Origin of the sequence: Pseudomonas sp. PHC1 (assembly GCF_046487845.1) — a bacterium.
Taxonomy (GTDB): Bacteria; Pseudomonadota; Gammaproteobacteria; order Pseudomonadales; family Pseudomonadaceae; genus Aquipseudomonas; species Aquipseudomonas sputi.
This window is the reverse complement of record NZ_JBJXHJ010000002.1, coordinates 127834-150088: the sequence shown is the minus strand read 5'-3', so window position 1 is coordinate 150088 and position 22255 is coordinate 127834. Positions and strand designations below refer to the sequence as shown.

General features: G+C 61.1%; 16 protein-coding genes. 10 read left to right on the top strand and 6 right to left on the bottom strand.

What is annotated here, in order from left to right; genetic code table 11:
• Positions 1-29 precede the first annotated feature (29 nt).
• Positions 30-431: a lysozyme inhibitor LprI family protein gene (locus ACKJSM_RS03190; protein WP_410236600.1), complete on the bottom strand. Its 402-nt coding sequence runs from the start codon at positions 429-431 to the stop codon at positions 30-32.
• A 234-nt stretch (positions 432-665) separates the two neighbouring features.
• Here ACKJSM_RS03190 and ACKJSM_RS03185 point away from each other — a divergent pair, with 234 nt between their 5' ends.
• The 9 genes from ACKJSM_RS03185 (at position 666) to ACKJSM_RS03145 (ending at position 16158) form a co-directional block, all read left to right on the top strand.
• Positions 666-1643, top strand: a complete 978-nt coding sequence (locus ACKJSM_RS03185) for a dipeptidase (RefSeq protein ID WP_039768004.1) — start codon at positions 666-668, stop codon at positions 1641-1643.
• Between the two features lie 77 nt (positions 1644-1720).
• Positions 1721-2251, top strand: a complete 531-nt coding sequence (locus tag ACKJSM_RS03180; RefSeq protein ID WP_011336290.1) for a DUF5943 domain-containing protein — start codon at positions 1721-1723, stop codon at positions 2249-2251.
• A 15-nt stretch (positions 2252-2266) separates the two neighbouring features.
• Positions 2267-4327, top strand: a complete 2061-nt coding sequence (dgcA, locus tag ACKJSM_RS03175) for a dimethylglycine demethylation protein DgcA (protein WP_064599960.1) — start codon at positions 2267-2269, stop codon at positions 4325-4327.
• 155 nt (positions 4328-4482) lie between these two features.
• Positions 4483-6432 carry a dimethylglycine demethylation protein DgcB gene (gene dgcB / locus ACKJSM_RS03170; protein WP_410236599.1) on the top strand — a complete coding sequence of 650 codons (1950 nt, stop codon included), beginning with the start codon at positions 4483-4485 and terminating at the stop codon, positions 6430-6432.
• Entirely contained in the window at positions 6432-7652 is a 1221-nt protein-coding gene (locus ACKJSM_RS03165) for an electron transfer flavoprotein subunit alpha/FixB family protein (RefSeq protein WP_236178896.1), read from the top strand. The genes dgcB and ACKJSM_RS03165 overlap by 1 nt, the downstream gene beginning before the upstream one ends.
• Before the next feature lie 9 nt (positions 7653-7661).
• On the top strand, positions 7662-8432 hold the full coding sequence (locus tag ACKJSM_RS03160) for an electron transfer flavoprotein subunit beta (protein ID WP_410236598.1): 771 nt from the start codon (positions 7662-7664) through the stop codon (positions 8430-8432).
• Positions 8433-9427: 995 nt separating this feature from the next.
• Positions 9428-12880, top strand: a complete 3453-nt coding sequence (locus ACKJSM_RS03155; protein ID WP_236178898.1) for a GMC oxidoreductase — start codon at positions 9428-9430, stop codon at positions 12878-12880.
• A gap of 139 nt (positions 12881-13019) precedes the next feature.
• Positions 13020-14888 carry a hypothetical protein gene (locus tag ACKJSM_RS03150; RefSeq protein WP_236178899.1) on the top strand — a complete coding sequence of 623 codons (1869 nt, stop codon included), beginning with the start codon at positions 13020-13022 and terminating at the stop codon, positions 14886-14888.
• A 25-nt stretch (positions 14889-14913) separates the two neighbouring features.
• On the top strand, positions 14914-16158 hold the full coding sequence (locus ACKJSM_RS03145) for a metallophosphoesterase family protein (RefSeq protein WP_236178900.1): 1245 nt from the start codon (positions 14914-14916) through the stop codon (positions 16156-16158).
• 41 nt (positions 16159-16199) lie between these two features.
• Here the strand turns inward: ACKJSM_RS03145 and gbcA are convergent, their stop codons facing one another.
• Positions 16200-17492 (bottom strand): glycine-betaine demethylase subunit GbcA, encoded by a 1293-nt coding sequence (gene gbcA, locus ACKJSM_RS03140; RefSeq protein ID WP_236178901.1) that lies wholly within the window; start codon positions 17490-17492, stop codon positions 16200-16202.
• Between the two features lie 282 nt (positions 17493-17774).
• On the opposite strand from gbcA, the gene gbcB reads away from it, so the two are divergent.
• The gene (gbcB, locus tag ACKJSM_RS03135; RefSeq protein ID WP_236178902.1) at positions 17775-18875 is read left to right on the top strand and encodes a glycine-betaine demethylase subunit GbcB; all 1101 of its coding nucleotides are present in this window, start codon (positions 17775-17777) and stop codon (positions 18873-18875) included.
• Positions 18876-19013: 138 nt separating this feature from the next.
• Here the strand turns inward: gbcB and ACKJSM_RS03130 are convergent, their stop codons facing one another.
• The 4 genes from ACKJSM_RS03130 to ACKJSM_RS03115 all read right to left on the bottom strand — a co-directional run bounded on the left by ACKJSM_RS03130 (position 19014) and on the right by ACKJSM_RS03115 (position 22236).
• The gene (locus ACKJSM_RS03130) at positions 19014-19400 is read right to left on the bottom strand and encodes a hypothetical protein (protein ID WP_410236597.1); all 387 of its coding nucleotides are present in this window, start codon (positions 19398-19400) and stop codon (positions 19014-19016) included.
• Complete coding sequence (locus tag ACKJSM_RS03125; protein ID WP_410236802.1) at positions 19397-20740, bottom strand: hypothetical protein; 1344 nt, start codon at positions 20738-20740, stop codon at positions 19397-19399. The genes ACKJSM_RS03130 and ACKJSM_RS03125 overlap by 4 nt, the downstream gene beginning before the upstream one ends.
• A gap of 95 nt (positions 20741-20835) precedes the next feature.
• Entirely contained in the window at positions 20836-21321 is a 486-nt protein-coding gene (locus ACKJSM_RS03120) for an Hcp family type VI secretion system effector (RefSeq protein WP_410236596.1), read from the bottom strand.
• A 90-nt stretch (positions 21322-21411) separates the two neighbouring features.
• Entirely contained in the window at positions 21412-22236 is an 825-nt protein-coding gene (locus tag ACKJSM_RS03115) for an SDR family oxidoreductase (RefSeq protein WP_410236595.1), read from the bottom strand.
• Positions 22237-22255 lie beyond the last annotated feature (19 nt).

The window sequence follows — 22255 nt, the reverse complement described above, 5'->3', positions numbered from 1 at the left end:
TTCCTGCCCGATTCTTGCGGGAACGCTCCTCACTCCTGCCCGATCGACTCCAAAAATTCCGACCGCTCGTCACTCATCCGCGCCACGCAGTCATTCTGCGCAATCTTGAACGCCTTGCTGCCGTCCGTCGCCGGGAAGGCTTCGACGGCGCAGTCGGCGTCGCGGGTTTTCAGCCATTGTTGCTGGGCGGCCTTGAGTTTGGCGGTGATGTCGGCCAGTTGCGCCGGGTTCTTGCCGTAGGTGGTCTGCATGCGCTCGCTCAGGCTGGCGTAGTTGTCCTTGAGCAAGTCCTCGGCGGTGGTGCGGCTGTAGGCCGAGCATTCCAGGGTCTGGATGTCGTTTTCCACCGCGTCGCACGGGTTGTTGTCGGACTCTTCGGCGGCGTGTATGCCGGTCGCAATCAGGGCCAGGGCCAGGAAGATCGATTTCATTGATGTCGCCGCTCTAATCCAGTGGTGTTTCCGGGATGCGGCAGATTCTGGCTCAAGCTCGCGGGCTTGAACAGGTGGCCGCTCGGACCGGTTGGCGACCCTTTGTCGCGGATTGACGCTTTCGGCAATTCCCCTGTCGTTTTTGCACCCGGCTGGTCGCGCACCGAGGCATATGCTGGCCCCAAAGCGCCGGCAGACGATTCGGCGCATGAATCGCCAATAAGGGGACGCCTGATGAGCCCAGCCGAATTACACGCCGACAGCATCGTTATCGACGGTCTGATCATTGCCAAATGGAACCGCGAGCTGTTCGAAGACATGCGCAAGGGCGGTCTGACGGCGGCCAACTGCACCGTGTCGGTGTGGGAAGGCTTTCAGGCAACGGTCAACAACATCGCCGCCAGCCAGAAACTGATTCGCGAAAACAGCGATCTGGTGATCCCCGTCCGCACCACCGCCGACATCCGCAAGGCCAAGGAGCAGGGCAAGACCGGCATCCTCTTCGGCTTCCAGAACGCTCATGCGTTCGAAGACCAGATCGGCTATGTCGAGGTGTTCAAGCAGCTCGGCGTCGGCATCGTGCAGATGTGCTACAACACCCAGAACCTGGTGGGCACCGGTTGCTACGAACGTGACGGCGGCCTGTCGGGCTTCGGTCGCGAAATCGTCGCCGAGATGAACCGCGTCGGCGTCATGTGCGACCTGTCTCACGTCGGCTCCAAGACCTCCGAGGAAGTCATCCTCGAATCGAAAAAACCGGTCTGCTATTCCCACTGCCTGCCGTCGGGGCTCAAAGAGCACCCGCGCAACAAGTCCGATGAAGAGCTTAAGTTTATTGCTGACCACGGCGGTTTCGTCGGCGTGACCATGTTCGCGCCGTTCCTGGCCAAGGGCATCGATTCGACCATCGACGACTACGCCGAAGCCATCGAGTACACCATGAACCTGGTCGGCGAAGACGCCATTGGCATCGGCACCGACTTCACCCAGGGGCACGGTCAGGACTTCTTCGAATACCTGACCCACGACAAGGGCTACGCCCGCCGTCTGACCAACTTCGGCAAGATCATCAACCCGCTGGGCATCCGCACTGTCGGCGAGTTCCCGAACCTGACCGAAACCCTGCTCAAGCGCGGCCACTCCGAGCGAGTCGTACGCAAGATCATGGGCGAAAACTGGGTGAACGTCCTCAAGGACGTCTGGGGCGAATAAGCCGCCGCTTCCCGAATACTTTCCCCCGGCCGTCCGCGCCGGGGGCAACACCAAAATTTTTCTGGAGTTAAGTTTCCATGGCCAAGATCGCCCCGCAATTGCCAATCGAAGTCGACAGCGAGACCGGTGTCTGGACCTCCGACGCCCTGCCGATGCTGTACGTGCCACGCCACTTCTTCGTCAACAACCACATGGGCATCGAAGAAGTGCTGGGCGCCGATGCCTACGCCGAAATCCTCTACAAGGCCGGCTACAAATCCGCCTGGCACTGGTGTGAAAAAGAAGCCGAGTGCCACGGCCTGGAAGGCGTCGCGGTGTTCGAGCACTACATGAAGCGCCTGTCGCAGCGCGGCTGGGGTCTGTTCAAGATCCAGGACATCGACCTGGACAAAGGCACTGCCAGCGTCAAGCTCGAGCACTCGGCATTCGTCTACGTCTACGGCAAGGTCGGGCGCAAGGTCGACTACATGTTCACCGGCTGGTTTGCCGGTGCCATGGACCAGATCCTCGCCGCCCGCGGCAGCCAGATCCGCACCGTGGCCGAGCAGGTCTACGGTGGCTCCGAAGAAGGCCACGACGACGGCCTGTTCACCGTCAAGCCGTTGTAAGTCGAGGAACCCGCCATGGCTTTCGAAGCAATGTTTCAGCCGATCCAGATCGGCAAACTGACCATCCGCAACCGCGTGCTCAGCACCGCACACGCCGAGGTCTACGCGACCGACGGCGGCATGACCACCGAACGGTACGTCAAATATTACGAAGAGAAAGCCAAGGGCGGCATCGGCCTGGCGATCTGTGGCGGTTCGTCCGTGGTGGCGATCGACAGCCCGCAGCAATGGTGGAGTTCGGTGAACCTGTCCACCGACCGGATCATTCCGCACTTCCAGAATCTTGCCGACGCCATGCACAAGCACGGCGCCAAGATCATGATCCAGATTACCCACATGGGCCGTCGCTCCCGTTGGGACGGTTTCCACTGGCCGACCCTGATGTCGCCGTCGGGCATCCGTGAACCGGTGCACCGCGCCACTTGCAAGACCATCGAGCCGGAAGAAATCTGGCGGGTGATCGGCAACTATGCGCAAGCGGCTCGCCGCGCCAAGGCCGGTGGCCTGGACGGCGTCGAACTGTCGGCCGTGCACCAGCACATGATCGACCAGTTCTGGAGCCCGCGCGTCAACAAGCGGACCGACGAATGGGGCGGCACCTTTGAAGGCCGGATGAAGTTCGGTCTGGAAGTCCTGAAAGCGGTGCGTGCCGAGGTCGGTGACGACTTCTGCGTCGGCATGCGCATCTGCGGTGACGAGTTCCACCCGGACGGTCTGTCCCACGAAGACATGAAGCAGATCGCCAAGTATTACGACGACACCGGCATGCTCGATTTCATCGGCGTCGTGGGCTCGGGTTGCGACACCCACAACACCCTGGCCAACGTGATTCCGAACATGAGTTACCCGCCGGAGCCGTTCCTGCACCTGGCGGCCGGGATCAAGGAAGTGGTCAAGGTTCCGGTGCTGCACGCGCAGAACATCAAGGACCCGAACCAGGCGACGCGGATCCTCGAGGGCGGTTACGTCGACATGGTCGGCATGACCCGCGCCCACATCGCCGACCCGCACCTGATCGCCAAGATCAAGATGGGCCAGGTCGACCAGATCAAGCAGTGCGTCGGTGCCAACTATTGCATCGACCGTCAGTACCAGGGTCTGGACGTGCTGTGCATCCAGAACGCCGCGACCTCCCGTGAATACATGGGCGTGCCGCACATCATCGAGAAATCCACCGGGCCGAAACGCAAGGTGGTGATCGTCGGTGCCGGCCCGGCGGGGATGGAAGCTGCCCGCGTGGCGGCCGAGCGTGGCCACGACGTGACCCTGTTCGAGAAGAAGGAATTCATCGGCGGGCAGATCACCACGGCTTCGAAAGCGCCGCAGCGTGACCAGATCGCCGGCATCACTCGCTGGTTCCAGCTGGAACTGGCACGCCTGAAAGTCGACCTGCGCCTGGGCACTGCTGCCGATGCCGACACCATCATGGACCTGCGCCCGGACATCGTGGTGCTGGCCGTTGGCGGGCATCCGTACCTGGAACAGAACGAACACTGGGGCGCCGCCGAAGGGCTGGTGGTCAGCAGCTGGGACGTGCTCGACGGCAAGGTCGCGCCGGGCAAGAACGTGCTGGTCTACGACACCATCTGCGAATTCACCGGGATGTCGGTGGCCGACTTCCTTGCCGACAAGGGCAGCCAGGTCGAGATCGTCACCGACGACATCAAGCCGGGCGTGGCTATCGGCGGTACGTCGTTCCCGACCTACTACCGCAGCATGTACCCGAAAGAAGTGATCATGACCGGCGACATGATGCTGGAGAAGGTCTACCGCGAAGGCGACAAGCTCGTCGCGGTGCTGGAGAACGAATACACCGGCGCCAAAGAGGAGCGGGTGGTGGATCAGGTGGTCGTCGAGAACGGCGTGCGCCCGGACGAGGAAATCTACTACGCCCTCAAGGACGGCTCGCGCAACAAGGGTCAGATCGACGTCGAGGCGCTGTTCGCGATCCAGCCGCAACCTTCGCTGAGCAGCACTGGCGACGGTTACCTGCTGTTCCGCATCGGTGACTGCGTGGCGCAGCGCAATACCCACGCCGCCATCTACGACGCCCTGCGGTTGTGCAAGGACTTCTAAAAGTTTGCACATGACCCTGTGGGAGCGGGCTTGCCCGCGAATGCATGCTGTCAGTCACCGCTGCATCGACTGACCCGGCGCTTTCGCGAGCAAGCCCGCTCCCACAGGAACACGCCGAACGTGTTTCTCCAGGCTTTACTGGTGGGAGCTTCACCATGTTGAACACCCTTCTTCCAATCCTGTTGTTCGCCGCCCTGGCCCTCGCGGTGCTGGGGGCGTTGCGGCGGGTGGCCATGTGGCGCCGGGGCAGGGCCTCGAAGGTCGATCTGATCGGCGGCCTGTTCGCCATGCCCAAGCGTTACATGGTCGATCTGCACCACGTGGTGGCGCGGGACAAATACATCGCCAACACCCACGTCGCCACGGCGGGCGGGGCGGTGGCGTCGATCGTTCTGGCGATTCTGGTGCACGGTTTCGGTCTGCATAACCGTATCCTCGGCTATGCGTTGCTGCTGATGACGGCGGTGATGTTCGTCGGGGCGATCTTCGTGTATCGGCGTCGGCTCAACCCGCCGTCGCGGCTGTCGAAAGGCCCGTGGATGCGCCTGCCGAAAAGCCTGCTGGCGTTCTCGGCCTCGTTCTTCCTGGTGACCTTGCCGGTGGCCGGGATCCTGCCGGAGAACTTCGGCGGCTGGGTGCTGGCAGCGATTCTCGGGATCGGCGTGCTGTGGGGCGTGTCCGAGCTGTTCTTCGGCATGACCTGGGGCGGCCCGATGAAGCACGCCTTCGCCGGTGCCCTGCACCTGGCCTGGCACCGTCGCGCCGAACGTTTTGGCGGCGGTCGCTCCACCGGTTTGAAACCGCTGGATCTGAATGATCCGACCGCGCCACTGGGCGTGGAGAAACCCAAGGATTTCACCTGGAACCAGTTGCTCGGTTTCGACGCCTGCGTGCAGTGCGGCAAGTGCGAAGCCGCGTGCCCGGCATTTGCCGCCGGCCAGCCGCTGAACCCGAAAAAGCTGATTCAGGACATGGTCGTCGGCCTCGCCGGCGGCACCGATGCCAAGTTCGCCGGCAGCCCTTATCCGGGCAAACCGGTCGGTGAACACCGCGGCAATCCGCATCAACCGATCGTCAACGGTCTGGTCGATGCCGAAACCCTGTGGTCGTGCACCACCTGCCGCGCCTGCGTCGAGGAATGCCCGATGATGATCGAACACGTCGATGCCATCGTCGACATGCGCCGTCATCTGACCCTGGAAAAAGGCGCGACCCCGAACAAGGGCGCTGAAGTCCTGGAAAACCTGATCGCCACCGACAACCCTGGCGGTTTCGCTCCGGGCGGGCGGATGAACTGGGCGGCAGACCTCAACCTCAATCTGCTCAGCGAGAAGAAGTCCACCGACGTGCTGTTCTGGGTCGGTGATGGCGCCTTCGACATGCGCAACCAGCGCACCTTGCGTGCCTTCGTCAAAGTGCTGAAAGCGGCCAGGGTCGACTTCGCGGTGCTTGGGCTGGAAGAGCGCGACAGCGGCGACGTGGCCCGACGTCTTGGCGACGAAGCGACTTTCCAGTTGCTCGCCAAGCGCAACATCCAGACCCTGGCCAAATACAGCTTCAACCGCATCGTCACCTGCGATCCGCACAGTTTCCATGTGCTGAAAAACGAATACGGCGCGTTCGATGGCAACTACCTCGTGCAGCACCACAGCACTTATCTGGCGGAAATCATCCAGGCCGGCGCGCTGAACCTCGGTCAGCACAAAGGCAACAGCGTGACCTATCACGATCCGTGCTACCTCGGCCGCTACAACGGCGAGTACGAAGCGCCGCGCGAAGTGCTGCGCGCCCTCGGCATCGAGATCAAGGAAATGCAACGTTCCGGCTTCCGCTCGCGCTGCTGCGGCGGCGGTGGCGGGGCGCCGATCACCGACATTCCGGGCAAGCAGCGGATCCCCGACATGCGCATGGAAGACATCCGCGAGACCGGCGCCGAACTGGTGGCCGTGGGTTGTCCACAGTGTACGGCGATGCTCGAAGGCGTGGTCGAACCGCGTCCGCTGATCAAGGACATCGCCGAACTGGTGGCCGACGCGCTGCTGGAAGACGCCGCGCCGAACAAGCCTGCCACCCCGGCCAAACTTGAACCTGCGGAGGCCCACTGATGAGCGACATAATCCGCCGTGACCCCCGCGCCGAATGGATCGCACGCAACCGCCTGCACCCGCTGCACGCGGCCATGCAACCGGCGCAACACAGCTGGATGGGCCCCAACGGGATCATCCGCAAGAACCTGCACGGCATCGGCTTCATCGGGCCGAACGGCATCAAGCGCATTGACCGCAGCGGCGCCCAGCAGGGCGGGGCGGTCAAACGCTCGGCAGCGGTCGAAGTGCAATTGCCGCTGCATCAGGTGCCGGCCCCGGCGTTTTACATCAGCGTGGTGCCGGACATGGTCGGCGGCCGCTTGAGCAGTCACGACCGCGACCTGCTCGGTCTGGCCCATCAACTGGCGGGCAGCGACGGTGCGGTGCTGGCCGTGGTGTTCGGCGAGCACAAGGAAAACGCGTTCGCCACGGCGGGCGTTGACCGCTTGCTGGTGCTGGAAGGTGATGCGTTCAGCGGTTATGCACCGGAGCAACGGATCCAGGGCCTGCGGGCTGTGGATAACCAGTTCAACCCGCGTCACTGGCTGCTGCCGGACAGCCGCAGCGGTGGCGGCGAACTCGGCCGGCGCTTTGCTGCCGCGCTGGGCGAACGCCCGGCCACACGGGTGTGGCAGGTCAAGGATCAGGAGTGCATCGGCCGCGCCGGTGCCGGGCTTCAGGATCTGGCACGGCCGGTGGCGCGCTTGATTCTGGCCTCGGCCGAATGTGCAGAACCGGTCAGCGAAACCCGTCACGAAGCCCTGCCGGTGGAGTTATCCACACCCGTCGCGCGGAGCCTGTCGCGGATCGAGGATCTGGGCGCCGTGGCGGTGGACCCGGCGGCGATTCCGATGGCGGAGGCCGAGTTCATTTTCTCTGGCGGCAACGGGGTCAAGGACTGGGATCTTTTCCACAAGACCGCCGCGGCCCTCGGCGCCACCGAAGGCGCTTCGCGGGTGGCGGTGGACGACGGCTTCATGGCCCGCGACCGTCAGGTCGGCGCGTCGGGCACCTGGGTCACCGCGCGGGTTTACGTGGCCGTGGGGATTTCCGGGGCGATCCAGCACCTGCAAGGCATTGGTGCCTGCGACAAGGTGGTGGCGATCAACCTCGATCCGGGCTGCGACATGATCAAGCGCGCCGACCTGTCGGTGATTGGCGAAAGCGCGGAAATTCTCCAGGCCTTGATCGCGGCGGTAGAGGCTTACCGCAACGAAGCCAAGCGCGATGCGGCTTAAGGAACGGTTATGAGCACAAAGATCATCAGTCTGGTTTCAATCGGCGCCCACCCGACTTCCGGCCGGCCGCGCCGTGCCGATCAGGACGCCCGCGCGGTGGAACTCGGTCTGCAACTGGCGGGGGATAACCTGCAAGTGCTGCACGCTGGCGACATCGCGGAACCGGCGCTGCGCGCCTATCTGGGCATGGGACTGGAACAGCTGCATGTGCTGGAACAACCGGCCGGTGCCGACGCGTTGCCGGCATTGACCGAGTATCTGCGTGACGCCGGTGCCCAGGTCGTGCTGGCTGGCAGCCAGGCGGAAACCGGCGAAGGCTCGGGGATGCTGCCGTTCCTGCTGGCCGAAGGGCTGGGCTGGCCGCTGGTGGTGGGGCTGGCGCAGGTCGAATCGATCAACGACGGTTCGGCACTGGTGCTGCAAGCGTTGCCTCGCGGGCAACGGCGCCGGCTGAAGGTGCGCCTGCCATTTCTCGCGACTGTGGATAACGCTGCGCCCAAACCTCGGCAAAGCGCTTACGGCCCGGCGCGCCGTGGGGTTTTGCAGGCGGAAGATGTGGAAGTGGTGGACGACGAATTGCTCGCGGTGGCGACCCTGCAACCGGCCAAACCCCGGCCGAAACGGTTGAAGGTGATCAAGGCCAAGAGCGGGGCTGACCGGATGAAAGCGGCGACGGCCAAGGCCAGCGGTGGCGGTGGGCAGGTGCTCAAGGGCGTGACGGCGCAGGCCGGTGCGCAGGCCATTCTCAAGCTGCTGATCGAGGAAGGTGTTGTCCGCTGAAAACCTCTTCTGAATCCCTCTCCTCCGGGAGAGGGCGGTTTACCCACAATCCCTGTTGGCGGATCTGTGGATAACGTGTTCGCCTCTCCCTGCACCCCACGCCAATCAAGCTCTCCAGCCATCAGGTCAAAAAATAACCACCCTGACTCGCGGTTTTTACGAGCTTTTTCCCCAGGCCAACACCCAGACTTGCCCCCAATCTCTGTTGGCGCTTCTGTGGATAAGATGTTCGCTATCCGCTAAGAACCCTATAAGCCGTGGGCTACAAAGGTCTGATCAAAAAATGTTCAATTCACCCTTTTAACCCACCAATCCCCACGCAAATCCCGATTTATCAACGCCTCCAGCGCTTTTCCACAGCACCCGCCAAGTTACCCCCGAACTCTGTTGGCGCTTCTGTGGATAAGGTGTTCGCCATCCTCTGCAAGCCATGTAATACGTGGTCTGTAGATGTTTGATCAAAAAACAATCAATCGTTCAGGCCAGCCCTGCTTCTGGATAAGTCACGGTTTTTCTTCACAAATCCCCAACTATTTTTTCATGTCATCCACAGTTGTCCCCATTAGCTGTGGGTGTCTATGTGGATAACTTGTTCGCCAAACCCTGCGGCCCCCGGCGGGCTTAGTCCATAAGGCAATTGATCAGATTTCATACAGTTCTAAGGGCTTGCCTTGACTTCGATCCGGTGCCTGTCTTCACTGCAATGGCACAAGGACAGCCGTCACTTATCCACATCTGGTTCAGGGAGAACGCGTGATGGATACCCCGCCACACCGCTTACCCCTCAGTCCCTGCACGGTCCGCGCGCTGCCGGCACCTTCGCCGCGCAAGCGCACGTTGCGTCGTGCCGCCAATCAGCACGCCCGTCTGTAGCGCCTGATTCCTGCCCAAACCGTTGTACTGCCGTCGGGATTGCCCGGAGGCCAGGTGCCCGTTCGCCCATCGATTGCAGGCAACCGCAGAGTTGCCCCATCTGCCTGAGAGAGGACCCCCTCATGACACGGATCGCAACGCCCATCAGCGAAATCAAGGAACACTACGACGTGATCGTCATCGGCTCCGGGTACGGCGGCGGCATTGCCGCGTCGCGCCTGTCCCGGGCCGGTAAAAAGGTCTGTCTGCTGGAGCGCGGTCGGGAGATCCAGCCCGGCGAATACCCCAACACCATGATCGCCGCGACCGAAGAGTTGCAGGTGCACGACCCGGACGGCCACATCGGTTCGCGCACCGGGTTGTTCGACCTGCACGTCAACGCGCAGCAGAACGTGGTGGTCGGTTGCGGTCTCGGCGGCACGTCGCTGATCAATGCCAACGTTTCCCTGGAGCCGACGCCCGATGTGTTCCAGGATCCCCGCTGGCCATTGGCGGTGCGTGAGGACCGCGACGGTTTGCTCAAGGCGGGCTACGCCAAGGCCCGGGAGATGCTCAAACCCAATCCCTACCCGAGCACCGCGCCGAACCTGCCGAAACTCGACGCCAACCAGAAATCCGCGGACTTCCTCAAGCAAGGCGCACACTTCTACAAGCCGCCGATCAACGTGACCTTCGACAAACTGCCCAACAACCTCAACCACGTCGGCGTCGAGCAGCTGCCGTGCAACCACTGCGGCGACTGCGTGTCGGGCTGTAACAACAAGGCCAAGAACACCACGCTGATGAACTACCTGCCGGACGCCACTAACCACGGCGCAGAGATTTTCTGTCAGGCCCAGGTGCGGCATCTGGAGCGTGACGGCAACGGTTGGATCGTGCACTTTCAGTATCTGGACAGCGGCCGCGAGAAGTTCGACGCCCCGACCTTGTTCGTGAAGGCTGACATCGTCGTGGTGTCCGCCGGCACCCTCGGCTCTACTGAAATTCTGCTGCGCTCACGGGACAAAGGCCTGGTGATGTCCGGTCAGCTCGGCGAGAACATGAGCGGCAACGGCGACATCCTGGGCTTCGGCCACAACTGCGAACAGACCATCAACGGCATCGGTTTCGGCGCGCATTCGGCCAAGGAAATGCAACCGGTCGGCCCGTGCATCACCTCGATCATCGACATGCGCACCGAGGGTGACCGCAGCAGTCGCATGGTCATCGAGGAAGGCTCGATCCCCGGCGCACTCGGCCGGCCGATGGTGCCGGCGATGGCCGGGTTCGCCGAGATGATCGGCAAGCCGACCGACGACAGCTTCAGCGGCAAGGTGAAGTACAAGGAGCGCGAAGCCCAAAGCTTCCTGCGCGGGCCGTATCACGGGGCGCTGCACAACATGCAAACTTACCTGATCATGAGCCACGACAGCGGGCAGGGACGCATGGTCCTCGACAGCAAGGATCAGCTGCGCATCGACTGGCCGGGTGTCGGCGAGCAGGAAAACTTCAAGATCGGCAACGAACGGCTGCATCAGAGCACCAAGGCCTTGGGCGGGATCTGGGTCGAAAATCCTATCTGGACCCAGTTGCTCAAGCACAGCATCGTCTCGGTGCATCCGCTGGGCGGTTGCGTGATGGGCGAGGACGCCGCGCAAGGCGTGGTCAACCACAAGGGCCAGGTGTTCAGCGGCGCCAGCGGCACCGATGTCTACCCCAACCTGTACGTGACCGACGGTGCGGTGATCCCGACGTCACTGGCGGTCAATCCGCTGCTGACCATCTCCGCCGTCAGTGAGCGCAACATGGGCCTGCTGGCCGCCGACCGGGGCTGGACGATCGATTACACGCTGCCTTCGGCCCCGCGCAAACAGACCGCGCCGCCAACCCTCGGCGTGCAGTTCACCGAAACCATGAAAGGCTACTTCTCCCGCGCTTTCACCGCTGCGCAAAGCACCGACCTCAAAGTCTATGAAGCCGCCGCCAAACGCGGCGAGGCGGACAACTCGCCGATCGACTTCACCCTGACCATTACCGCCAACGACCTCAACCGGATGATCAAGGAGCCGGAACACGCCGCGACCATCGTCGGCACGGTGATCGCCCCCGCGCTGTCGCCGGAACCGCTGACCGCCAGCAACGGCGTGTTCAACCTGTTCGAGCAATTCGAGCAGCAGGTCGATACGCGCCACATGAAGTACGACATGAAGCTGACCGCGGAGGACGGCAACGACTATTTCTTCAGCGCCTTCAAGACCGTGCCGGAAGACAACGGCGTGCTGAATATCTGGCACGACACCAGTACCCTCTACGTCACGCTGTATCGCGGGCCGGACAAGACCGGCGAGGTGATCGGCTCCGGTGTGATGCACATCAAACCGACCGATTTCGCCAAACAGATGACCACCATGAAAGTCCTCAATGCGCGCAACGAGCGTGAGCGGATCGAAGGGCTGGCGCGGTTCGGCAAGTTCTTCGCCGGGATTCTCTGGGAGAGTTATGGCGGGGTGTTTGCCGGTGACAAATACTTCAATCCCGACGCACCGCCACGGCTGAAGCGGCCACTGGATGCGCCGACGCCGGCCGTGCATTTCTTCTCCACCGAAGACGGCGTGCAGTTGCGCCTGACCCGTTATCAGGCCGGCAGCAAAGGCCCGGTGATGCTGGTGCATGGTTTGGGTGTGGGCTCGAATATCTTTTCCACCGATACGATCCAGACCAACCTGCTGGAATTTCTGTGCAAGCACGACTACGACGTGTGGCTGCTGGATTTCCGGGTGAGCATCCTATTGCCGGCGAGCAAGAAGGAATGGAACGGCGACCAGATCGCCCAGTACGACTTCAAGGCCGCCATCGCGCAGATCCAGCAGGAAACCCGGGCCAAAGACGTGCAGTGCGTAGTGCATTGCTACGGCGCGACCACGTTCTTCATGTCGCTGCTCGCCGGTTTGCAGGGCGTGCGTTCGGTGGTCTGCTCGCAGATCGCCGCCGACACGGTGGTGGCGACGGCAACGGGGCTGAAGGCCGGTCTGCACTTGCCGGGGATGCTCGACGCGATCGGCATCAAATCGATGACCGCCTACGCCGACAGCAAGGAGAACTGGTTCAACCGGCTCTACGACAAGGCGCTCAACGGCTACGCGCGGATCGAGGCCCAGGGCTATTGCACCAACCCGGTGTGCCACCGCATCACTTTCATGTACGCCTCGCTGTACCGCCACGACACCCTCAACGAGACCCTGCACGACAACCTGCACGAGTTGTTCGGCGAGTCGAACATCGAGACCTTCGAGCACCTGGCGCTGATTGTGCGCAAAGGGCATCTGGTGGATTTCAAAGGCCACGACGTGTACATGCCGCACTTCGATCGCCTGACCATGCCGATCTGCTTTATCAGCGGTGCCGACAACCAGTGTTATCTGCCGGAAAGCACGCTCAAGACCTATCAGCGGGTTTGCGAGAAGCACGGGCCGGAACGCTACAGCCGGCATGTGGTGCCGGGTTACGGCCACATCGATTGCATGTTCGGCAAGAACGCGGTGGTCGATGTGTATCCGATCATCCTTGAGCACCTGGAGAAAACAGCCCTCGGATAGCACCCGATCGTTCCCACGTCGAGGCGTCGAAGCGTCCACGTGGGAATGCATTCCGGGACGCTCTGCGTCCCAAGAGCGGACGCAGAGCGTCCATGGCGGCATTCCCCCGCGGAGCGGGGGAACGATCTGGGGAACTGATATGGACAGCTACATCCGCTGGTTTCAACGCTTCATCTGGCTTGGCATTGCGATGAACATGGTGTTCGCGATCCCGGCGCTGTTCGCGCCGGGGTTGCTGACCTCGGTGGTCGGCCTGCCGCCGCAACTCTCCGACCCGTGGCTGGAGAACGCCGGGATGCTACTGGTGGGCATCAGCGTGTTCTACATGCCGTCGGGCTTCAACGCGCCGCGCTACGTGGTGCATTCCTGGCTGTGCGTGCTGACGCGGCTGATCGCCGTGGTGTTCTGGATCTACCTGATCAACACCAGCAGCCAGGGCTCGGTGTTCGTGCCGATGCTGATGGGCGACCTGAGCTTTTTCCTGATCCTCGGCATCCTGTTGTACCTGGGCACCCCCCCTGAAAACCGACCCTTGGCCCTGCTCTGTGACGGCTGGCGCGAATGGCGGGCGGCGTGGGCTCGGCACTGGCGGAGTCATGCATTCAAGGTCGGCACGCTGGTGGTGGTGGCGCTGCTGGCGTTCATCGGTTACCAGACCTGGTATCAGATGCTGCGGGTGGTGCCGGAGCAGGAATACGCCTCCGACGAAGATCATTACAAATACGCTGCGATTGGCCTGGGCATCGAAGCGCGGATTCCCTATTACCTGTTCTCGGTACTGCCGCAGATGTGCCCGGAAAAACTGCCGAAACCCGGCGGCTGGGAGGTGTTCGGTTTTCTCTTTGAAAACGGCAAGGACCTGCCGATCGGCATGGCCAAGCGGCAGATCGGCTACCCGACCGTCGAGCCGAACTGCGCGCTGTGCCACACCGGGTCCTACCGGGCGAATGCCAGCGACGTCGCGGTGAATGTGCCGAGTGCTCCGGCCAACACCCTGCAACTGCAAGCCTTCCAGTGGTTCGCCTACGATTGCGCCAGCGATCCGAAATTCACCACCGACGCGGTGATGGCGGCGATCAACAGCAAGTTCCAGCTCGGTTTTTTCGAGAAGATCTACAACCGCTACCTGATCATCCCGATGGCCAAGACTGCGTTGCTCAAACAGAAGCAGGCCTACGCCTGGCAGAAGCTGCGCCCGCAACAGGGACCGGGGCGTACCGACACCTTCAACCCGACGAAAATGGTGGTGTTCGGCTTCCCGGATGACTCGACCATCGGCACCGTCGACCTGCCGCAAGTGTGGAACCAGAAACCCCGGGAATCGATGTACCTGCACTGGGACGGCAATAACAACAAGATCCACGAACGCAACTACGCTGCCGCGATGGCCGTGGGCGCGACGCCGGAATCGGTGCTGCCGCCGAGTTTCAACCGGGTGACCAACTGGCTGCTCGGGCACAAGGCGCCGGCGTGGCCATGGGCACTGGATCAGGCCAAAGTCGCCCAGGGCAAACCGATCTGGGAAACCAATTGCGCCAGTTGTCATGATTTCGGGCGTACCGACACCGGGCAGGTGACCACCAACATCGACCAGCTCGGCACCGATCCGCACCGGCTGAACTCGTTCACCACCGGGCTGGTGGCAGCGTTCCACACCTTCAAGAAACCGCCGTTCGATTTCGGCGCCTATCGCAAGACCCAGAGCTACAGCAACACGCCCACCGACGGCATCTGGCTGCGTGCGCCGTACCTGCACAACGGCTCGGTGCCGACCCTGTGGGACTTGCTGCAACCGCCGGAACAACGTCCACAGGTGTTCATCACCGGCTCCGATGTCTACGACCCGGTCAATGTCGGCTTCGTGACCAGCGGCGCCCAGGCCAAAGCCTCGGCGGACTTCACCTACGACACGCGCCTGGAGGGCAACCACAACAGCGGTCACCTGTACGGCACGACGCTGTCGGACGACGACAAGCGTGCGCTGATCGAATTCATGAAAACCCTGTGAACCCTTACGGATAGAGGATTACGCCATGTCAGCGGTCGGACATCTGAAACACGAATACGACAAGGTCAAAGTGCGCCTGCACGGGCTGTTCACACGCATCGAAATGGCCTGGATGAAGCTCATCAGTGAACTCGAACCCAAGGAATTCGAGGCCATCATCAAGTTGCTCCAGCGCGGTCACGATCAGGCGCAATACGTGCTCAAGCACGGCGAGTTGCCGACCGACGAGCCGGCCGTGCCGTGGGAGTTGTCCCACGGCCTGTCGATCCTGCGTATCGGCAACGCGACGCCGTTGCCGCAATCGCCCGATCAACTGCAGACCAAGGTGCTCAAGGACGGCACGCTGCTGGGCTGTCGCAAATGGGAGCTGCTGGATCTGCTGTGGAGCGAGGCGCTGCTCAAGTGGATCGAGAACCTGCGCCATCACGCGACCTTCGGCACCGATCCGGCCCTGGTGACCATGGAGCGCGAAGTGACGCTGGCAATTGCCGGCGACTGGGGCACCGGGCCGTTCAACAGCCATGCGCCGGCGGTGTCAGTGGCCAACCAGATGCAACTGGCCAATGCTGATTTCACCATTCACCTGGGGGACGTCTATTACGCCGGCACCCACTCCCAGGAAGACACCGACATGGCCGGCTGGCCGATGGGCACTCACGGTTCGTTCACCCTCAATTCCAACCACGAGATGTACAGCGGCGCCCACGGTTATTTCAAGGAACTGGCCGCGCGTTTTCCGGGGCAGCAGGGCACCAGCTACTTTGCCCTGATCAACGACGACTGGCTGATTGTCGGGCTGGACACCGCGTACGCCTCGGACGTCATGAACCTGTACATGGACGGCACCCTCAACAAACCGCAGATCGAGTGGATGAAAAGCCTGCCCAAACGCAAGAAACTCATGGTGCTCAGCCACCATCAGGGCTTCGACATCACCGGGCACAACAAGACTGCGCTGTATCAGCCGGTGTGCGATGCGCTGGGGCGCGAGCCGGATTACTGGTATTGGGGGCATCTGCACAATGGCATCGTCTATGCGCCGCAGGGTGGACTGCATGCGCGCTGCGCCGGACACGGAGCGATTCCCTACGGCACCACCAGCGAACTGAACGGGCATTCGCGGGTGCTGTTTTCGGAGACGCAGGATGCCAACGATCCGGACTATCCGCTGCGGGTGTTGAATGGCTACGCGAAGATCAGGTTGGTGGGGGAGGAGATTTTCGAGGAGTTTATCGGTGAGGACGGATCGGTGAGGTGGTCTTCGCAATGATCGTTCCCACGCAGAGCGTGGGAACGATCTGTCGGGTGCAATCAGCCTTGGACTGGGACGCCTTTGAGGTACGGCGCAGGTTCGGCACCGAGGTTGCTCAGCATCCGCTCGCTGTACCAATCGACGAAGTTGACCACGCCGAACTCATAGGTCTTGGAGTACGGACCCGGCTGGTAGGCGGTGGAGTTGATCCCGCGCTGGTTCTCTTCGGCCAGGCGACGGTCCTGATCGTTGGTTGCGTCCCACACCTGGCGCATGCGTTCGACGTCGTAATCCACGCCTTCGACCGCATCCTTGTGCACCAGCCATTTGGTGGTGACCATGGTTTCCTGGGCGCTGATCGGCCACACAGTGAACACAATGATGTGGTCGCCCATGCAGTGGTTCCACGAGTGCGGCAGGTGCAGGATGCGCATCGAGCCCAGGTCCGGGTTCTTGATCCGGCCCATCAGTTTGGCGCAGCCCTGTTTGCCGTCCATGGTCATCGACACGGTGCCCTTGAGCAGCGGCATGCGCACGATGCGGTTACGCAGGCCGAAACTGGCATGGGCGTAAGGGATTTTTTCGGCTTCCCATGCGGCAGCCGAGGCGGCGACGTGATCCTTGAACGCCTGATCGGCGCGCGGGTCGGTGACGTCGTCCCATTCCAGCAGGGTTTTCAGCAATTCCGGGTGCGAACCGCTGCAGTGGTAGCACTCGCGGTTGTTTTCCAGCACCAGTTTCCAGTTGGCCTTTTCCATCAAGGTGGTTTGCACCGCCACCTTGGTGTTTTCCATGTCGTACGGTTCCATGTAGTGGTTCAGGGTCGACAGGAAGTCATCGATGGCCGGCGGGTTCTCCGCCAGGCTGATGAAGATGTAACCGCCGGCGGTCTTCACGTTCACCGGTTTGAGGCCGTACTGCTTCATGTCGAAGTCGGCGCCCATTTCGGTGCCGGCGAACAGCAGGCGACCGTCCAGCTCGTACGTCCACTGGTGGTAGTGGCAGACCAGTTTGGCGACCTTGCCCTTGTCGCTGGTGCACAGGCGTGAGCCACGGTGACGGCAGACGTTGTGGAAGGCGTGCACCACGCCCTCGGCGCCACGAATGACGATGATCGGGTTTTTGCCGATCTGCAGGGTGATGTAGTTGCCCTTGGCCGGGATCTCGCAGGTCATGCCGGCGATCAACCACTCCTTCTGGAAGATCTCCTGCATGTCGATATCGAACAGCCGCTCGTCACAGTAGAACGGTTGCGGCAGCGAGAAGGTGCGCTCGCGTTCCTGCAGCATTTGTGCGGTGGCCTTGCGTGCGGGTTCCAGCGGGTCGCCCAGGCTGATTTTTGCGGTGTCCATCGATGTGATCCTCAAGGCCATCTGCGTGGCCGGCGAAAGTGGCTAATCAGGGTTGCAACGCAAGGTGTAAAGGAATCGTCTTTGTGTGGGGCGAGTGTGGGGCCGGCGCTGCCCGGAACCTTATCCATGGGCGACATGGTGCAATCTGTTCCCGACGCGCAACCCCCGGTGGTTGGGGGCTGGTCGCGATAAGTATGTCAATGTCGCGGATAGGTAAACGGGGCGTTCGCGCTATACGCAGAATCGCCACATGAAGGCCGACAGTCGGCCGTGGAGAACAGCATGTCGAACAGCTTCCTGAATCCGGTCACCACCCAGACCTGGGCCAATGGCCGACACATCGTCCGTTGCGTCAAAGTCATCCAGGAAACCTGGGATGTGCGCACCTTCTGCTTCATGGCCGACCAGCCGATCCTGTTCTTCTTCAAGCCCGGGCAGTTCGTGACCCTGGAGCTGGAGATCGAAGGCCAGCCGATCATGCGTTCGTACACCATCTCCAGTTCGCCGTCGGTGCCGTACAGCTTTTCGGTGACCATCAAGCGCGTACCGGGGGGCAAGGTCTCCAACTGGCTGCACGACACGCTGCATGAAGGCCAGGAACTGGCGGTACACGGCCCGGTCGGGCTGTTCAACGCCATCGATTTCCCGAGCCCGAAAGTGCTGTACCTGAGCGGCGGTGTCGGCATCACGCCGGTGATGTCCATGGCGCGCTGGTTCTACGACACCAACGGCAACGTCGACATGACGTTCATCCACAGCGCCCGCACGCCGAAAGACATCATTTATCACCGCGAGCTGGAACACATGGCGTCGCGGATCGACAACTTCAGTCTGCACCTGATCTGCGAGAAACACGGGCTGGGCGAGCCGTGGGCCGGCTATCGCGGCTACCTCAACCACAAGATGCTGGAACTGATGGTGCCGGACTTCCTCGAGCGCGAAGTGTTCTGCTGCGGTCCGACGCCGTACATGACGGCGGTCAAGCGCTTGCTGGAAAATGCCGGCTACGACATGAAGCGCTATCACGAGGAATCCTTCGGCGCCACACCGCCGGAAGCCCGTGCCGATGCGGTGGAGCAGGCCGAACAGGCGGCGGACGCACCGGAAGTGCCGGCGGCGGATCTGCACCTGGTGGAATTCACCTCGTCGGACAAGAGCATCCGGGTTGCGCCGGGCGAGACCGTGCATGCAGCGGCGGCCAAGGTCGGCCTGATGATTCCAAAAGCCTGCGGCATGGGGATTTGCGGGACGTGCAAGGTGCTCAAACTGGGCGGCGAAGTGGAGATGGATCACAACGGCGGGATCACCGAGGACGACGAGGCGGAGGGGTACATTCTTTCTTGCTGCAGCGTGCCGAAGGGGGATGTTCGGATCGAGTACTGACAGGCGCCGCAATTCCCTATAGGAGCGAGCCTGCTCGCAATGAGGCCGGGACATTCAATGATGGTGTCGACGGCCCACTGCTATCGCGAGCAGGCTCGCTCCTATAGGGGAAATCGGACGGGGATTTTCAATTGATATTTAAATTATGTTGAGTACTCCGAGAAAACCGAAAGCAAAAAAAGTGATACCGCAAAATAACTGACATCTGTGGAGTGTAAGCAGCGTGCGCTTAAAGTCTGGTGGGAATTTTTTAATGTCTTCCACACTCAATCTCTCATGATAAATATGGATTTCCGGACGTTTCAGGAAACGGGAAATCTCCCCCATCATGTAGATGCGTCCCCACATGCCTCCATGCCATAGCATCATAAGACTGTAGCGGATCGGGCTGTTTTTTAGGCTCCTCATGATTAGTCTTATTTTCGTTTTTGCGATGTATAGCCAGATGCAATTAACGATCAGGAGTGCGGCGAAATTTATGATGCTCACGAGGATTAATGCATCTTTTACAGTTTCAAAGCTCATCTGATCCTCTCGTAAATCCGCTCACCTGCACGTTCACCGCGATTTTCACCGATGTATCCGCCCGTAAAAGATCCAGCTCCCGCAGCCAGCACCCCGCATAGCACCCCACCGATTCCTGCACTCGTAACCCCGATTGCCACGCAAATTGTCGGGGCTGCGGCTGCACCCAGAGCAGAACCGACGGCCCCACCCAGAAAACTTCCGGCTTCGGTGTATTTCACCTTTTCGCATGCCTCGGCGTTCTCGTTCGTACAGACATCCTGAACCTTCATTACCGAGGCTCCGCCACTCACGGCCGTACCAATCCATCCGCCATATTTGACGTATTGCGAGGCCTTCACTACGCCTTGAATGTGAGTGGCATAACCGGGAATCCGGCTGATCGCGCCGGCCTTTCTCCAACGGTGAACGAGATTGGACGTATCGATGCCTAGCGCGGCTTTCAGATTTGGATGGTCAGGAAAACCAATTGCCCGTTTAGTCAGAAAGTTGAGTTGAATATCAAGGCGGGCCAGCAACGTTTTACGTTCACTGAGGAATGCCTGTGTGCTCCCCTTTCCCTCGAAAGTTCGGACGTGCAGGGTCTCCAGGTCACGTAAAACAGTTTTGATGCCATCCAGATGATTAGCCGCCATGGCAGTCCCGACACCAATAACTTTCGACCCATCTGAAAGCGTCCGTCTGATGACCTCATAGTGCTGGGCAAAAAAGTCCGCCTCTTCCACCGTCAACGGCGCCAGCGCCATGCTGACGATGTGCGCGGTTTCCATCAGCAGTGATTCTTCATAAGTGCATTGCTGATTGTCCGGATCGCTCAGGGCAATCAGCGTTCCGGCTTTCACCACGTCGTCCAGCGGATTGAGGCTTTTGAATTTGGCGATGACATTCGGGTTGGGCGACGGAAACAGTTGCGCCTGCAGTTTCTCGGCGGACAGACTTTTGGGCACGATGTAGAACCCAGGCTCCTCCGGTGCCGGCAATTCCTGGGGCCAGCGCTCGCTGGGAAAAAACTGCAGGTCTGGAAGCGGATGCGCAGACGGGACAGAAGCGACGTTGGAGCGCGAGACGTTCAGGTCCTGCAGGTGAACGGCGCGCAGCAGTCGTTCCGGATCAGGATTCGCTGCGGGCTGCGAGAGCATCGACTGCGATCGGGCGCTGGCCGTGCGGGTGATTGTTCGCTGCCTGTTTTGCAGCAAAAGCCGGGACTGGTTCAGGAGGTTTTGTTGTTCCTGTGCAAGTGCGTAGAGGCCTTGCTTCGGGGGTAAACGTCCGGCGGCAACATCTTCGATGATGTGCCTGACGAAGTTGGCTACTCCCTGATTGAACTGCACGCGCGCCATTCCGTAAGCCAGATGGCGAGCGCCAGTGGTCAGTGCCTGTGCCAGCAGTTTATGGGCAGAGCTCTGCACATCGCAGAGATCATGTCGCGGAGAATTCAATCCTCTTCGCCCCACGAGGCATAACCGGTGGTTCCTGCGATGTGATGGACCCAACTGATTTCTCGATAACGAAAGGCCAGTTGCTCTTGAGGTTCGGCGTCGTTTTGCAGGATCGCGTGTGGCAAATCCAGGGAGAGATCAACCAGCACGGCACCATCGATGGAGACGGAATAGAACTTCTCTTGCTGACCTTGAGGGGACGTTCGGTAGAGGCTGATCCTGCAGTTGACTTCTTCTCGGTTTGCAAGCGCCTGCGCCAGCAGCGGGGAGGACTTGTCGAGCCTTTTGGTGATGATGACCGGGGCATGCGTGGGGTGGTTGATGTTGCCGGCGTTGGTCATGTTGTGGCTGTAGGACAGCACCATGATTTCATCGGTGTGCGCCGCCTGAAAGGTATTGCCGACGGACTCGGCTGTTGAACATCCTGCTGAAATCAGTCCCTGGGTTTTACCCTTGATGGTCATGTAGCCGGGGCTCGCCATAGTCTGTACTCCTTGAAACGGGAGTCGGCAGTCTATGGCGAGGTTTGTTTGTTTTATGTAGGACTTGGCGTAGTCCGATTCTGAAATGATTCAGTCAATAAACAGATCGGGCATCAGTTTGTTCTGGCTGTCCGGCTCGTATCGATAGTGATCGAATTCGCTGACGCCGCTCTCGCGCAAGACCTGCTCATCGATCAACAAGCGTCCGGTGATTTGCCGCCCACTGCTGCTCAGAATCACATGCGCCGCATCCGCCATGATCTTCGGCGTCCGCGCATGCTTGAACGACTCCCGATTGCCCAGCTGAAATTCGATGGCCGCCGTGGCGATCATGGTCTGCGGCCACAGCGAATTCACACTGATCCCATAGTTGGCGAATTCCTCGCTCATCCCGACCGTCAGCATGCTCATGCCGTACTTGGTCACGGTGTAGGGGCTGTATTGGGCGAACCACTTGCTGGCGAGGTTCAGCGGCGGTGACAGGTTGAGGATGTGCCCGGAGGATTTCTTCAGGTAGGGCAGGGCCGCCTGGCTGCACAGCAACACCGCGCGGGTATTGATCTGGTGCATCAGGTCGAAACGCTTGAGCTCAATGTGCTGCACACCGGTCAGTTTGATCGCCCCGGCGTTGTTCACCAGCGCATCGATCCCGCCGAAATGTTGATTGGCCTGGGCCAGCGCCTGTCGCACCGCCTCCTCATCACGCACATCCAGTTGCAGCGCCAGTGCCTTGCCGCCCGCCGCTTCGACTTCCGCGGCGACGCTGTGGATGGTGCCGGGCAACTTGGCGTGCGGCTCGGCGCTCTTGGCCGCGATCACGATATTGGCCCCGTCCTTTGCTGCCCGCAGCGCAATCTCGCGCCCGATGCCACGACTGGCACCGGTGATGAACAGGGTTTTGCCTTTCAGCGACATGTGGATGCTCCTGCTTATT

Excerpts from the sequence above, each read along its gene's own strand:
- ACKJSM_RS03180 (WP_011336290.1), top strand. The coding sequence starts at position 1,721 with ATGGCCAAGATCGCCCCGCAATTGCCAATCGAAGTCGACAGCGAGACC.
- ACKJSM_RS03155 (WP_236178898.1), top strand. The coding sequence starts at position 9,428 with ATGACACGGATCGCAACGCCCATCAGCGAAATCAAGGAACACTACGAC.
- dgcB (WP_410236599.1), top strand. The coding sequence starts at position 4,483 with ATGTTGAACACCCTTCTTCCAATCCTGTTGTTCGCCGCCCTGGCCCTC.
- ACKJSM_RS03190 (WP_410236600.1), bottom strand. The coding sequence starts at position 431 with ATGAAATCGATCTTCCTGGCCCTGGCCCTGATTGCGACCGGCATACAC.
- ACKJSM_RS03165 (WP_236178896.1), top strand. The coding sequence starts at position 6,432 with ATGAGCGACATAATCCGCCGTGACCCCCGCGCCGAATGGATCGCACGC.
- ACKJSM_RS03115 (WP_410236595.1), bottom strand. The coding sequence starts at position 22,236 with ATGTCGCTGAAAGGCAAAACCCTGTTCATCACCGGTGCCAGTCGTGGC.
- ACKJSM_RS03150 (WP_236178899.1), top strand. The coding sequence starts at position 13,020 with ATGGACAGCTACATCCGCTGGTTTCAACGCTTCATCTGGCTTGGCATT.
- ACKJSM_RS03125 (WP_410236802.1), bottom strand. The coding sequence starts at position 20,740 with ATGGCGCGCGTGCAGTTCAATCAGGGAGTAGCCAACTTCGTCAGGCAC.
- dgcA (WP_064599960.1), top strand. The coding sequence starts at position 2,267 with ATGGCTTTCGAAGCAATGTTTCAGCCGATCCAGATCGGCAAACTGACC.
- ACKJSM_RS03130 (WP_410236597.1), bottom strand. The coding sequence starts at position 19,400 with ATGAGCTTTGAAACTGTAAAAGATGCATTAATCCTCGTGAGCATCATA.
- gbcB (WP_236178902.1), top strand. The coding sequence starts at position 17,775 with ATGTCGAACAGCTTCCTGAATCCGGTCACCACCCAGACCTGGGCCAAT.
- ACKJSM_RS03160 (WP_410236598.1), top strand. The coding sequence starts at position 7,662 with ATGAGCACAAAGATCATCAGTCTGGTTTCAATCGGCGCCCACCCGACT.
- gbcA (WP_236178901.1), bottom strand. The coding sequence starts at position 17,492 with ATGGACACCGCAAAAATCAGCCTGGGCGACCCGCTGGAACCCGCACGC.
- ACKJSM_RS03120 (WP_410236596.1), bottom strand. The coding sequence starts at position 21,321 with ATGGCGAGCCCCGGCTACATGACCATCAAGGGTAAAACCCAGGGACTG.
- ACKJSM_RS03185 (WP_039768004.1), top strand. The coding sequence starts at position 666 with ATGAGCCCAGCCGAATTACACGCCGACAGCATCGTTATCGACGGTCTG.
- ACKJSM_RS03145 (WP_236178900.1), top strand. The coding sequence starts at position 14,914 with ATGTCAGCGGTCGGACATCTGAAACACGAATACGACAAGGTCAAAGTG.